Origin of the sequence: Citrobacter sp. Ce006 (genome assembly GCF_030336535.1) — a bacterium.
In the GTDB taxonomy this organism is placed as follows: Bacteria; Pseudomonadota; Gammaproteobacteria; order Enterobacterales; family Enterobacteriaceae; genus Citrobacter; species Citrobacter europaeus.
This window is the reverse complement of sequence record NZ_JAOWDO010000071.1, coordinates 160,423-173,792: the sequence shown is the minus strand read 5'-3', so window position 1 is coordinate 173,792 and position 13,370 is coordinate 160,423. Positions and strand designations below refer to the sequence as shown.

Annotated in this window: 12 protein-coding genes, 3 tRNA genes and 1 pseudogene; 7 read left to right on the top strand and 9 right to left on the bottom strand. The window is 51.7% G+C overall.

The genetic code is table 11. From position 1 onward, the window contains the following. Positions 1-141 precede the first annotated feature (141 nt). The 7 genes from proX to emrB all read left to right on the top strand — a co-directional run bounded on the left by proX (position 142) and on the right by emrB (position 7,177). Positions 142-1,137: a glycine betaine/L-proline ABC transporter substrate-binding protein ProX gene (proX, locus tag OGV94_RS14075; RefSeq protein WP_043017315.1), complete on the top strand. Its 996-nt coding sequence runs from the start codon at positions 142-144 to the stop codon at positions 1,135-1,137. Positions 1,138-1,329: 192 nt separating this feature from the next. After that, positions 1,330-2,514 (top strand): MFS transporter, encoded by a 1,185-nt coding sequence (locus tag OGV94_RS14070; protein ID WP_286523594.1) that lies wholly within the window; start codon positions 1,330-1,332, stop codon positions 2,512-2,514. A 122-nt stretch (positions 2,515-2,636) separates the two neighbouring features. Beyond that, a complete protein-coding gene (locus tag OGV94_RS14065; protein ID WP_047409251.1) occupies positions 2,637-3,374 on the top strand; it encodes an AzlC family ABC transporter permease in 738 nt (245 codons plus the stop codon). Then, complete coding sequence (gene ygaH, locus OGV94_RS14060) at positions 3,364-3,699, top strand: L-valine transporter subunit YgaH (RefSeq protein WP_043017318.1); 336 nt, start codon at positions 3,364-3,366, stop codon at positions 3,697-3,699. Before OGV94_RS14065 ends, ygaH begins: the two co-directional genes overlap by 11 nt. 90 nt (positions 3,700-3,789) lie before the next feature. After that, positions 3,790-4,320, top strand: coding sequence for a multidrug efflux transporter EmrAB transcriptional repressor EmrR (gene emrR / locus OGV94_RS14055; protein ID WP_003037300.1), 531 nt, complete (start codon positions 3,790-3,792; stop codon positions 4,318-4,320). A 130-nt stretch (positions 4,321-4,450) separates the two neighbouring features. Next, positions 4,451-5,623: a multidrug efflux MFS transporter periplasmic adaptor subunit EmrA gene (gene emrA, locus OGV94_RS14050; RefSeq protein ID WP_043017319.1), complete on the top strand. Its 1,173-nt coding sequence runs from the start codon at positions 4,451-4,453 to the stop codon at positions 5,621-5,623. A gap of 15 nt (positions 5,624-5,638) precedes the next feature. Then, complete coding sequence (emrB, locus tag OGV94_RS14045; protein WP_043017320.1) at positions 5,639-7,177, top strand: multidrug efflux MFS transporter permease subunit EmrB; 1,539 nt, start codon at positions 5,639-5,641, stop codon at positions 7,175-7,177. Between the two features lie 48 nt (positions 7,178-7,225). Here the strand turns inward: emrB and OGV94_RS14040 are convergent. From OGV94_RS14040 to csrA, 9 genes and pseudogenes are all read right to left on the bottom strand, one after another. After that, positions 7,226-8,592: pseudogene (locus OGV94_RS14040) on the bottom strand (carbohydrate porin). A 346-nt stretch (positions 8,593-8,938) separates the two neighbouring features. Further along, positions 8,939-9,454, bottom strand: coding sequence for an S-ribosylhomocysteine lyase (luxS, locus tag OGV94_RS14035; RefSeq protein ID WP_016154160.1), 516 nt, complete (start codon positions 9,452-9,454; stop codon positions 8,939-8,941). 149 nt (positions 9,455-9,603) lie between these two features. Beyond that, complete coding sequence (gshA, locus tag OGV94_RS14030; RefSeq protein WP_016154161.1) at positions 9,604-11,160, bottom strand: glutamate--cysteine ligase; 1,557 nt, start codon at positions 11,158-11,160, stop codon at positions 9,604-9,606. 77 nt (positions 11,161-11,237) lie between these two features. Further along, complete coding sequence (locus tag OGV94_RS14025; RefSeq protein WP_003825961.1) at positions 11,238-11,666, bottom strand: YqaA family protein; 429 nt, start codon at positions 11,664-11,666, stop codon at positions 11,238-11,240. Then, positions 11,663-12,229 carry a fructose-1-phosphate/6-phosphogluconate phosphatase gene (gene yqaB, locus OGV94_RS14020; protein WP_043017322.1) on the bottom strand — a complete coding sequence of 189 codons (567 nt, stop codon included), beginning with the start codon at positions 12,227-12,229 and terminating at the stop codon, positions 11,663-11,665. The genes OGV94_RS14025 and yqaB overlap by 4 nt, the downstream gene beginning before the upstream one ends. A 179-nt stretch (positions 12,230-12,408) precedes the next feature. After that, positions 12,409-12,485: transfer RNA gene (locus tag OGV94_RS14015), tRNA-Arg, on the bottom strand. 61 nt (positions 12,486-12,546) lie between these two features. Next, positions 12,547-12,623: transfer RNA gene (locus tag OGV94_RS14010), tRNA-Arg, on the bottom strand. A 3-nt stretch (positions 12,624-12,626) separates the two neighbouring features. Further along, positions 12,627-12,719 (bottom strand) — tRNA-Ser (locus OGV94_RS14005). A 336-nt stretch (positions 12,720-13,055) separates the two neighbouring features. Then, positions 13,056-13,241, bottom strand: a complete 186-nt coding sequence (gene csrA / locus OGV94_RS14000) for a carbon storage regulator CsrA (protein WP_000906486.1) — start codon at positions 13,239-13,241, stop codon at positions 13,056-13,058. Between the last annotated feature and the right edge of the window lie 129 nt (positions 13,242-13,370).

Sequence of the window (13,370 nt, the reverse complement as noted above, 5' to 3'; positions counted from 1 at the left end):
AACTTACACAAAATCATTCAAGTTGCATCGCGGCGGCAAACGAATGTATCCCCAGGAGCGTACAAGTAGTACGTGACTGGGGTGCATGAGTGCAGCCAACAAAGAGGCAGCTTGAAGGATGAAGTGTAATAAGGAACAACGATGCGACAGAAAATAATTATTGCCACAGCGTTTGCCACCCTTGTCTCCACCAGCACTTTCGCTGCCGACCTGCCGGGCAAAGGCATCACCGTACAGCCAATTCAGAGCACAATCTCTGAAGAATCCTTCCAGACGCAGCTTGTTGCCCGCGCGCTGGAGAAGCTGGGTTACACCGTTAACAAAACAAGCGAAGTTGATTACAACGTCGGCTATACCTCCATTGCCTCTGGCGATGCAACTTTCACCGCCGTGAACTGGCAGCCGCTGCATGATGATATGTACGCCGCTGCGGGCGGAGACAAAAAGTTTTATCGCGAGGGGGTATTCGTTACGGGTGCCGCACAGGGTTATCTGATCGACAAAAAAACCGCTGAGCAGTACAAAATCACTAACATCGCTCAGTTAAAAGATCCGAAGATCGCCAAAATCTTTGACACTAACGGTGACGGAAAAGCCGATATGATGGGCTGTTCACCGGGCTGGGGTTGTGAAGCAGTTATCAACCACCAGAACAAAGCTTTCGATCTGGAAAAAACCGTCGAGGTCAGCCACGGTAACTATGCGGCGATGATGGCTGACACCATTACCCGCTTTAAAGAAGGCAAACCCATTCTTTACTACACCTGGACACCGTACTGGGTCAGCGACGTCATGAAGCCGGGTAAAGATGTGGTCTGGCTGCAGGTACCGTTCTCTTCCCTGCCAGGCGAGCAGAAAGATATTGATACCAAGCTGCCAAACGGCGCCAACTACGGCTTCCCGGTGAACACGATGCATATTGTCGCCAATAAAGCCTGGGCGGAGAAAAACCCGGCTGCAGCGAAACTGTTTGCCATCATGAAGCTGCCGCTGGCGGATATCAACGCGCAGAACGCGATGATGCATGACGGTAAAGCGTCTGAAGCCGACGTGCAGGGTCACGTTGACGGCTGGATCAAAGCCCACCAGCAGCAGTTTGACGGCTGGGTGAACGAAGCGCTGGCCGCGCAGAAATAACCGGCTCGCAGGCCTGATGAGCGTAGTTTCATCAGGCACTGTAACCATACCAATGCCTGATGGTGGCGCGATGCGCCTTATCCGGCATAGACGCCCTCCCCCCAATCGCACAATTCATCACCCAACAAATCAGCAACATTTAATCACTTCCGTTATGATTGTTTTCTGCAACCCATTACTCAGTTGAAAACAATGACGAAAACCACTCAGGGACTTAGCCCTTCGCTGATCCTGTTAATGTCTATCGCCACCGGCCTCGCCGTCGCCAGTAACTATTATGCTCAGCCGTTGCTCGACACCATCGCCCGTAACTTTTCACTATCTGCCAGTACCGCAGGGTTTATCGTCACCGCGGCCCAACTCGGCTATGCCGCTGGCCTGCTGTTTTTAGTCCCGCTTGGCGATATGCTCGAACGTCGGATGCTGATCGTCTCCATGACGCTGTTAGCGGCAGGCGGCATGCTGATTACCGCCAGCAGCCAGTCGCTGGGCATGCTGATCCTCGGTACCGCCCTGACCGGGTTGTTCTCGGTAGTCGCACAGATTTTAGTTCCGCTGGCGGCGACACTTGCCACGCCAGACAAGCGCGGTAAAGTCGTCGGCACGATTATGAGCGGCCTGCTGTTGGGCATTCTGCTGGCGCGCACCGTAGCGGGATTACTGGCCAATTTGGGCGGCTGGCGCACTGTGTTTTGGGTGGCATCGGTATTAATGGCGCTGATGGCGATTGCGCTGTGGCGCGGTCTGCCGAAGATGAAATCAGAAACGCATCTTAACTACCCGCAACTTCTGGGTTCGGTATTCAGCCTGTTTATCCACGATAAACTGCTGCGTACCCGCGCGATGCTGGGCTGTCTGACCTTTGCCAATTTCAGTATCCTCTGGACATCAATGGCGTTTTTGCTCGCCGCACCGCCGTTTAACTATTCAGAAGGCATGATTGGTCTGTTTGGCCTGGCGGGGGCCGCCGGGGCGTTAGGCGCGCGTCCGGCGGGCGGTTTTGCCGATAAAGGTAAATCTCACCTGACCACCACCCTTGGGCTGTTATTGCTGCTGCTCTCCTGGCTAGCTATTTGGTTTGGGCACGCTTCCGTCCCCATGCTGATTATCGGCATTCTGGTGCTGGATCTCACCGTTCAGGGCGTACATATCACCAACCAGACGGTTATCTATCGCATTCATCCGGACGCGCGTAATCGCCTGACCGCCGGATACATGACCAGCTATTTTATTGGCGGAGCAGCAGGGTCGCTGATTTCAGCCTCCGCCTGGCAGCATGCCGGGTGGGCTGGCGTTTGTCTGGCCGGTACGACCGTTGCCCTACTCAATCTGTTGGTCTGGTGGCGAGGTTTTCACCGTCAGGAAGCCGTAAATTAAGCGTATAGTGCATGTTTACCGCTGATTGGGCTCCACAGGGTGTTAAGGAGCCCATCAGTCTGCTAAGGTTATAACTCATTGAACCAAGTTATATTAATTTCGGTAATGAAACCTATAACCCTATGGAAAGCCCTATACCCCAGTCTGAACCCAGTTCTGCAACGCTAACTGAAGGATTCAAAGACAGCCTGCCAATAGTCATTAGCTATATTCCGGTCGCTTTTGCATTTGGTCTCAATGCCACTCGCCTTGGCTTTTCTCCCGTTGAAAGCGTCTTTTTCTCCTGCATTATCTATGCGGGAGCCAGCCAGTTTGTCATCACCACGATGCTCGCTGCAGGCAGTTCTCTGTGGGTTGCCGCTCTGACCGTCATGGCCATGGATGTACGCCATGTTTTGTACGGCCCTTCCCTGCGTAGCCGAATCGCCCAGCGACTGAGCAAACCCAAAAGTGCGCTGTGGGCCTTTGGCCTCACCGATGAAGTCTTTGCCGCCGCAACCGCAAAGCTGGTACGGGATAACCGGCGCTGGAGTGAGAACTGGATGATTGGCATTGCGCTATGCTCATGGGCCTCCTGGGTATTTGGCACGGTGATCGGCGCGTTTTCCGGCAGCGGTTTACTTAAGGATTACCCGGCCGTTGAGGCGGCGCTGGGCTTCATGCTCCCGGCGCTGTTCATGAGCTTCCTGCTGGCCTCTTTCCAGCGTCAGCAGGCGCTCTGCGTCACTGCGGCGCTAGCCGGGGCGCTGGCTGGCGTTATGCTGTTTTCTATTCCTGCCGCCATCCTTGCCGGCATTGTCTGCGGATGCCTGACGGCACTCATCCAGTCATTTTGGCAGGGGGGTCCTGATGAGCTATGAGGTCCTGCTGCTTGGCCTGTTGGTCGGCTGCGTGAACTACTGCTTTCGCTATTTACCGCTGCGCCTTCGAGTGGGTAATGTTCGCCCGACCAGGCGCGGCGCAACGGGCATATTACTCGACACCATTGGCATAGCATCAATTTGCGCCCTGTTGGTGGTGTCTACCGCGCCAGAAGTGATGCACGACGCTCGTCGGTTCGTACCGACGCTGGTGGGGTTTGTCATACTGGGCGCAAGCTTCTATAAGACCCGCAGCATCATCATTCCAACCTTACTGAGTGCTCTGGGCTACGGATTAGCCTGGAAAATGCTGGTTGGCTTATAGATAAAAGAAATCAATTTAAATAAATAATACATTTACTTTATTTGTCACTGTCGTTACTATATCGGCTGAAATTAATGAGGTTATACCCAAATGGATAGTTCGTTTACGCCCATTGAACAAATGCTAAAATTTCGCGCCAGCCGCTACGAAGAGTTCCCTTATCAGGAAGTGCTTCTGACTCGTCTCTGCATGCACATGCAGGGTAAGCTGCTGGAAAACCGCAATAAGATGCTGAAAGCTCAAGGGATTAACGAGACGTTGTTTATGGCGTTGATTACGCTGGAGTCTCAGGAAAACCACAGTATTCAGCCCTCTGAACTGAGTTGCGCGCTCGGCTCGTCACGCACTAACGCTACCCGCATCGCGGATGAGTTAGAAAAACGTGGCTGGATCGAACGTCGCGAAAGCGATAACGATCGCCGCTGTCTGCATCTGCAATTGACCGAGAAAGGCCATGCATTTTTGCAAGAGGTATTACCGCCTCAGCACAACTGCCTGCATCAGCTCTGGTCGTCTCTCAGCACCACCGAAAAAGATCAGCTCGAGCAAATTACCCGTAAACTTCTGACCCGTCTTGATCAGATGGAGCAGGATGGTGCGGTGTTAGAAGCGCTGCGCTAAGGCGCCGACTCGCTCAGAAATCCAGATTTATAAATGAAAAAACCGACAGGCCAGCACGCACACTGCTGGCCTGTCTGATAAACAGGTCGGCTCAGCCGATGTGAAAAAAAAGAAGATCGTGGAGAACAACATGAGCGCAAATGCGGAGACTCAAACCCCGCAGCAACCGGTCAAGAAGAATGGCAAACGTAAAAGTACGCTGCTCCTTCTGACCTTGCTCTTTATTATCATTGCCGTGGCATATGGGATTTATTGGTTTTTAGTACTGCGTCATGTCGAAGAGACAGACGATGCGTACGTGGCAGGGAACCAGGTTCAAATCATGGCGCAGGTATCAGGCAGCGTGACGAAAGTCTGGGCTGATAACACTGATTTTGTAAAACAAGGCGATGTACTGGTCACCCTTGATCAGACGGACGCAAAACAGGCATTTGAAAAAGCCAAAACTGCGCTGGCTTCCAGCGTGCGTCAGACGCACCAGTTGATGATCAACAGCAAGCAGTTGCAGGCCAGCATTGAAGTGCAGAGAACCGCACTGGCGCAGGCGCAAAGCGACTTTAATCGCCGTGTTCCACTGGGCAACGCCAACCTGATTGGCCGCGAAGAACTGCAACATGCGCGTGATGCTGTCGCCAGCGCGCAGGCCCAGCTTGATGTCGCAATTCAACAATATAATGCTAACCAGGCGATGATTCTGGGTAGCAAGCTGGAAGACCAGCCCGCCGTGCAACAGGCTGCCACTGAAGTACGCAATGCCTGGCTGGCACTGGAACGTACTAAAATTGTCAGCCCAATGACCGGCTATGTTTCCCGTCGTGCCGTGCAGCCTGGCGCGCAAATTAGCCCAACCACGCCGCTGATGGCAGTTGTTCCGGCCACTAATCTGTGGGTGGATGCTAACTTTAAAGAAACACAGCTCGCGCACATGCGTATCGGCCAACCGGCGACCGTTATCAGTGATATTTACGGCGATGACGTGAAATACACCGGTAAAGTAGTCGGCCTGGATATGGGTACGGGCAGCGCCTTCTCCCTGTTACCAGCGCAAAACGCGACCGGTAACTGGATCAAAGTCGTCCAGCGTCTGCCGGTACGTATCGAACTGGATGCGCAGCAACTGGCGCAGCATCCGCTGCGTATTGGTTTGTCTACGCTGGTAACCGTTGATACCGCTAATCGTGACGGGCAGATTCTGGCAAGCCAGGTTCGCACCACGCCGGTAGCAGAAAGTAATGCACGTGAAATCGACCTTGCTCCGGTCAATAAGATGATCGAAGAGATCGTGCGGGCCAACGCGGGCTAATTAAAGGTGCGTGTGATGCAACAGCAAAAACCGCTGGAAGGCGCGCAGCTCGTCATTATGACGATCGCGCTGTCCCTGGCGACATTCATGCAGGTGCTGGACTCCACCATTGCTAACGTGGCGATCCCCACTATCGCCGGGAACCTGGGCTCTTCGCTGAGCCAGGGAACCTGGGTGATCACCTCTTTCGGGGTGGCGAACGCTATCTCTATTCCGATCACCGGCTGGCTGGCAAAGCGCTTTGGCGAAGTCAGGCTCTTCATGTGGTCCACAATTGCCTTCGTCATTGCGTCCTGGGCATGTGGGATGTCCACCAGCCTGAACATGCTCATTTTCTTCCGCGTGATACAAGGGATTGTCGCCGGTCCATTAATTCCTCTGTCACAGAGCCTGTTGCTGAATAACTATCCTCCCGCCAAGCGTTCCATCGCCCTCGCGCTATGGTCGATGACGGTAATTGTTGCTCCGATATGTGGCCCTATTCTTGGGGGCTATATCAGCGACAACTATCACTGGGGCTGGATATTTTTCATCAACGTGCCAATCGGTGCTGCGGTGGTATTGATGACCCTGCAAACCCTGCGCGGACGGGAAACCAAAACCGAGCAGCGGCGCATCGACGCCATTGGTCTGGCTCTGCTGGTCATCGGTATCGGCAGTTTGCAGATTATGCTCGACCGCGGCAAAGAGCTGGACTGGTTCGCCTCGCAGGAGATTATCATCCTGACGGTGGTCGCGGTTGTCGCTATCAGCTTCCTGATCGTCTGGGAGCTTACCGACGAGCACCCCATCGTCGATCTCTCGCTGTTTAAGTCGCGTAATTTTACCATCGGCTGCCTGTGTATCAGCCTGGCCTATATGCTCTACTTCGGCGCAATCGTCCTGCTGCCGCAGCTATTGCAGGAGGTTTACGGCTATACGGCAACCTGGGCCGGTCTGGCGTCCGCGCCGGTAGGGATCATTCCGGTGATCCTGTCGCCAATTATCGGCCGCTTTGCGCACAAGCTGGATATGCGTAGGTTGGTGACGTTCAGTTTTATTATGTATGCCGTCTGTTTCTACTGGCGTGCGTGGACGTTCGAACCGGGTATGGACTTTGGCGCATCAGCCTGGCCGCAGTTTATTCAGGGGTTCGCGGTAGCCTGCTTCTTTATGCCGCTGACGACCATCACGCTGTCCGGCTTACCGCCTGAGCGTCTGGCCGCAGCATCAAGTTTGTCGAACTTTACGCGAACGCTGGCAGGTTCTATCGGCACGTCGATTACGACAACGATGTGGACGAACCGCGAGTCGCTGCACCATGCGCAGTTAACGGAATCCGTAAACCCCTACAACCCAAATGCGCAGGCCATGTACGATAAGCTGCAGGATTTAGGGATGACGCAGCAGCAGGCGTCAGGCTGGATAGCTCAGCAGATCACCAATCAGGGTCTGATTATTTCCGCCAACGAAATCTTCTGGATGTCGGCGGGGATCTTCCTGGTTTTGCTTGGCCTGGTGTGGTTTGCCAAACCGCCCTTCGGCGCAGGCGGTGGTGGCGGCGGCGCACACTAAGCTTCTGATAAAAGGGATCTGCGGATCCCTTTTTTATTAGACTCGCGATCAGAAGTAATATTTAAATCTCAGGCGCCCGCCGTAGCGTGCATCTTCGCTGTTATCGCCATTATTCGGATCGGCCTCAACCCATGAGGCATAGGCACCGAGGTAGATGTTAAAGTTTTTCATATCCAGTACGTTGGGGAACAGATATGAGGCATGAATGGTGTGAATATCATAACTGCCAGGATCGGTTATCCAACAATCTTCCTCGCAAACGGCTTCAAGATTAGTGGCGTTGAAGGCGTCAATGTTGTTATGCGCATAGATATAACCCAGCTCAAACCGGTGCCACAACGCATTCACCCCGGCGGTAAAATCGGTCTCGTCGGTCGCATCCATATAGGCGGTGTTCAGGTTAATCACCGCACCATCTTCTGGATCGGTTTTCTGACCATCCCAGGTCATAGTAAAACCATAGCCTGTACGATCGGACTGATCGATCCACTTCCCATTCTCATAATAGCCATAGGCGTTGTTGACGACGTTACTTTCCATCGCCACCGCCGTCGAGAAGCGTCCGCTTTGCCAGGCTATCACCGGACGCACATAGGCCACGTTTTTATCGTTGGTTAAGTCCATTCCGTGGTACTGCTTCTCGGTATAGAGCGTACTGCCATTTTCCATCAATGTGTTCACTTCGAAATACCAGTTATCGATGGTTTTGCTGATCAGGAAGTTACCACCGCTGTCGCTACGCCCCCGGCCCTCTTTCATCATATATATATAACCGTAGCCATCGCTGTACAGGTCATTCGCCGTATTACCTGAATATTCAATAAAGGTATCCTGATTCAGCGGGAACATATCGTAAGCTTCAAAGCGTCCAACCTTAATTTGCCAGTCTTTTTCTTGTCCAAAGAAGAATACTGCATCATCGAGGTTCATTTTTCCTGTCAGGTCTGCCAGGGGCTGGACCGAGAACCCGGCAAAATTACCGTTATTCAGTCGTTGGTAACCATCAAAACCCAGCAAAATACGACCGTTGATATCCCAACGCTCATTTGTTCCTGGCGCCCAATCTTTATTCACAGAGGTTCTCGTTGATGTCAGGCTGCCGGAACGGCTTGCTGCGTCCATATTAAATTCAACATCACCATAGAATTTAATATCGCTAAAACCGGATAATGTTAGTTTAGGTGGGTTTTCCGTAGCGGCGACGGGCTCAGCTGACTGCACCTGTACGGTCGGTGCTGTGGCTACCTGCTGTTGCTTCAGCGACGGATTTGCGACTCGGCATCAGCAGCCCGCTGCTCGGCATTAATCACACGCTGCTCCAGTTCGGCAAGACGCTGCTCAATAGCGGTATTCGCTGCCCAAAGGTTATGCGAAAAGCAAGCGCCGACCACTAGCGCTAAATATTTCACCTTCATTTTTTATCCCTAAAGTTAAATGTATACCAGATAAGATTTGATAAAAACCTCATCCACCGGCTATTAAAAGAGTCTTGTTATTACCCGGATATCTGGTGCATTCCATTATGTTTTTCTATTAATTATTTATGTTTTTTAATTTATGTGATCAATGCGGTCTGGCATCGTTAATCATCCGCCACTTTCTGTATACCAGATCACATTTTATTATTTCTCTGGCTATGCTTTAGTTAATACGTGATGTATTTCCTCCACAAATATAATAAATACAAATTATGTTAAGCAATAAAAAACCCCGGCTACAAACCGGGGTTAATTTAAATACTGAAACAGCTAATTAGTAAGACTAAATATGCAGTTCCTGCAGTTTCTCTTTCGGCAGCGCCAGCTCTTCATTGCTGTTAACGCGCACATCATGCTCCAGAATATGACGAGCGATATCCTGCGCTTCGCTAAGCGAATGCATCTGATACGTACCACACTGGTAAACGTTCAGTTCTGGGATCTGGTTTTGATCCTGCACTTTCAGCACGTCCGCCATCGCCGCTTTCCACGCGTCGGCAACTCGCTGCTCGTCCGGCGTACCAATCAGGCTCATGTAAAAGCCGGTGCGGCATCCCATCGGAGAGATATCGATAATCTCAACGCCGTTACCGTTGAGGTGATTACGCATAAAACCTGCAAACAGGTGTTCCAGCGTATGGATACCTTTCTCAGGCATCACTTCTTTGTTCGGAATGCAGAAACGCAGATCAAACACGGTGATTGCGTCGCCATGCGGGGTGTTCATCGTTTTTGCAACCCGGACCGCGGGAGCTTCCATCCGGGTGTGATCGACAGTAAAACTATCTAACAACGGCATTTAGCCACCTCCGATAAATTTTTTAAAAATAATCTGAACTCTTTGTTCCGGGGCGAGTCTGAGTATATGAAAGACGCGCATTTGTTATCATCATCCCTGTTTTCAGAGATGAAATTTTGGCCACTCCCGAGTGGCCTTTTTCTTTTGTATCAAGCGTGCTTTTCCAGCCACACGCTAAACGGCTCAGTATCCGCCGCTTCGATCTCCTGCTGACGACGCTTTGAAGCCTCGGTTTCAGCAATAAATTCAGCTTCCTGCAATATTTCTAACGGCTCTTCACGCAGTAGATTTCGGTAAGCCTCACCCAGCGCTTTGCCCGTGCCACCGATGCCTTCATCAATCATAGACCGAAGGATCCGTGCAGAGAAAGTCAGTTCAGGATTGTCAAAACAGGCAACCAGTTCATCACAGACCTTCTGATACTCCTCTCCCCCATCGATGCTGTCCAGCGTTTGTGCCACGCGTTTCAGATCGCGGAACAGATCTTTACCTACCTTCGGCAGCGGGAACTGGGCTGTTTCACAGCCAATACCTAGCGTCAGCCCAGGCTTACGCCCTTCGAGGATCACACGGTTCCAGTTTTTACGCGTACACAGCAATTCATCGCTGCTCATTTCCGGGGCATCGGCCAGCGCACACCAGACCATAAACAGATCGAGGAAGCGCACCTGCTGCTCGTCTACGCCAATCGGTGAGAACGGGTTGATATCCAGCGAGCGAACCTCGATGTACTCAATACCGCCGCGCAGAAGCGCGTCAGAAGGTGTTTCACCACGACGAGTGACACGTTTCGGGCGAATAGGCGCATACAGCTCATTTTCAATCTGCAGAACGTTGCTGTTGATTTGCAGACGCTTACCATCCTTCTCCAGACCGATCGCCGCGTACTCCTCGGAAGGAGTTTTAATCGCGCGCTTTAATCCTGCCACATACTCATGCAAATCGTTAAACGTAATTCCGAGATTGCTTTGCGACTTATTGGTATAGCCTAAATCACTCAGACGCAGCGACGTCGCGTATGGCAGGTAATACATCCCACAGTCGGTTTTTTCAAACGGCAGGGTTGTCGGTTTTCCTTGCAGGAAGGAGGAACAAATGGCCGGAGAGGCACCAAACAGATACGGGATAACCCAACCAAAACGGTAGTAGTTGCGGATCAGGCGGAAGTAACCTGCGGAGATCTTCTCTTTCGCATCTTCACCGTCCGTTACGCCGCATTTCGCCTGCCAGAAAGCCATCGGCAGCGAGAAATTGTAGTGTACGCCAGAGATAGTTTGCATCAACGCGCCGTAACGGTTTTTGAGGCCTTCACGATACAGCGTTTTCAGACGACCAGTATTCGACGTACCATACTGCGCCAGTTCGATATCCTGGCCTTCGGCAATATAGCAAGGCATGCTCAATGGCCACATACGCTCGTCGCCCAGATTTCTGGCGGTATAACGATGCAGATCGCGCATGAACGTGAGCATTTTCTCAATATCGTCGCCAGGAGGCGTAATAAACTCCAGCAGCGCTTCGGCAAAGTCAGTGGTTATCCATTTATGCGTTAGCGCTGAGCCTAACACCTCAGGATGACCTGTCGTTGCTAATGACCCGTCTGCATTAACGCGCAGCGTTTCGCGCTCCAGCCCACGTTGAATCCCCTTTAACGCCTGAGGATGGTTTTCCAGCCAGGCCAGCGCCTGTGATACGTCCGGGATCAAATTGACCTCCCGCCTGTCAAAATCGTTTTAATTAGCATAATGGTATTGGTTACCCTGTAGGCTATCTCACAACACAATTAGTGCCACCACATAATGCCTTGCGTCGTAACCGCTGCGACAACAACATAGCGCAGCGCCTTGCCAAGACATAAGAAAAAGAGTACCGGGCCCCACGAGATGCGCATCCATCCAGCTAACAGGCACAGTAAATCACCCACAACCGGCATCCAGCTTAATAATAGTGTGACAGCGCCATAGCGCCGCAGCCAGCCAGTGGCTTTTTCTTGCCAGCGCGATGTTTTACGCAATGGAAAGAAACGCCCAAGGATAACGTTAGTTAACCCTCCAAGGCTATTACCCATTGTTGCTGTTAAGACTAAGACCCAGGGATGACTTACCCCAGAAACCAGCAAAGCAACTAAAACAACCTCAGAATTACCGGGTAATAGCGTAGCGCTGAGAAAACTGCTGGCAAACAGTGACAGGAGCGATAGTCCATCACTCACAATAACCGGACATCCACAGCATCCATTCCCGCGGCACGCGCCGCCTGCAGTCCAAAATCAGCATCTTCAAACACCACACAGCGCGCCGGAACAACGCCCATACGTTCAGCACAGAGCAAAAACGTATCAGGAGCAGGTTTATGGCGTTGAACGTGATCGGCTGCGACTACAGCATCAAAATAGCGACGCAGCCCAAGATGAGCGAGCAGAGCTTCTGCAATCGCGCTTTCACTCCCCGTACCTACCGACATAGGACGGCGACCATGCCAGGCCTTCACGACGTCAACCAATGGCAAAGGTTGGACGCTATCCAGCAGCATGCTTCTCACCTTATCGGTTTTTTCACGTGCCAGGGCATGTGGGTCAAGATCGGCATGATTCAACTCAATTACCGACTGGGCAATACGCCACGTTGGGGAGCCATTGAGGGCGACCATGGCTTGTTCATCAAAACGTAGCCCATAATGCCCCAATACCTCATGCCACGCCTTACGGTGCGTAGGCTCGGTATCCAGGATGGTGCCATCCATATCAAAAATCAAACCCGCATAACGTTCGTACATCGTCTTCTCACAAGCCGATTGACCAGACGTTATTTTATCGTAATTGATTGATTTTGTCGCTGACAGCGAATTAAAGGGTGTTCCGGGAGTATGAGGAAATGATTCGAAAGGGGGAAGATGGTGCTGGCGATTATCTCGCAGACCATGAAAAAACAGTTTCGCTGTTATCTCGGAGAAGATGGTGCATCCGGGAGGATTCGAACCTCCGACCGCTCGGTTCGTAGCCGAGTACTCTATCCAGCTGAGCTACGGATGCATCGGTGAAACTTGCTTTACTGCCGACATTGATACCACTGCCAAAGCGCTATCAAGTAATATGGTGCATCCGGGAGGATTCGAACCTCCGACCGCTCGGTTCGTAGCCGAGTACTCTATCCAGCTGAGCTACGGATGCAAATGGCGGTGAGGCGGGGATTCGAACCCCGGATGCAGCTTTTGACCGCATACTCCCTTAGCAGGGGAGCGCCTTCAGCCTCTCGGCCACCTCACCAACACGCCTCTTGCGAGTGCTTCGAAGAACTTGTTTCTGCTCATCGTCGCTGCGTGGCGCACATATTACTTTCTGGGACTTATAAGTCAAACAATTTTTCCAGAGCTTTTATCGTTTGCACATTTCACGCGCAATTAGTCTGCAAAAACGGCAAAAAGAGTGTTTTATCAACAGATAAATTGGCAATTTCCTGAAGCAGTGAACAAACGGAAACGTCGCAGGAAAAGGCAATACGCGCAGTGGAATCGAAAAAATGGGGAAGACAAAATAGAAAAGAGAAGAAAAAGGACTATTCAATCAGGTTGCGCCTCACCAGAAAGGTGAGACGCGAAAACCTTAGTAACTGGACTGCTGGGATTTTTCAGCCTGGATACGCTGGTAGATCTCTTCACGATGGACAGAAACTTCTTTCGGGGCGTTTACGCCAATGCGCACCTGGTTGCCCTTCACCCCTAAAACTGTCACGGTGACCTCATCGCCTATCATGAGGGTCTCACCAACTCGACGAGTCAGAATCAGCATTCTTTGCTCCTTGAAAGATTAAAAGAGTCGGGTCTCTCTGTATCCCGGCATTATCCATCATATAACGCCAAAAAGTAAGCGATGACAAACACCTAAGTGTAAGCAGTCACGGCATCACATTCTGTTAAA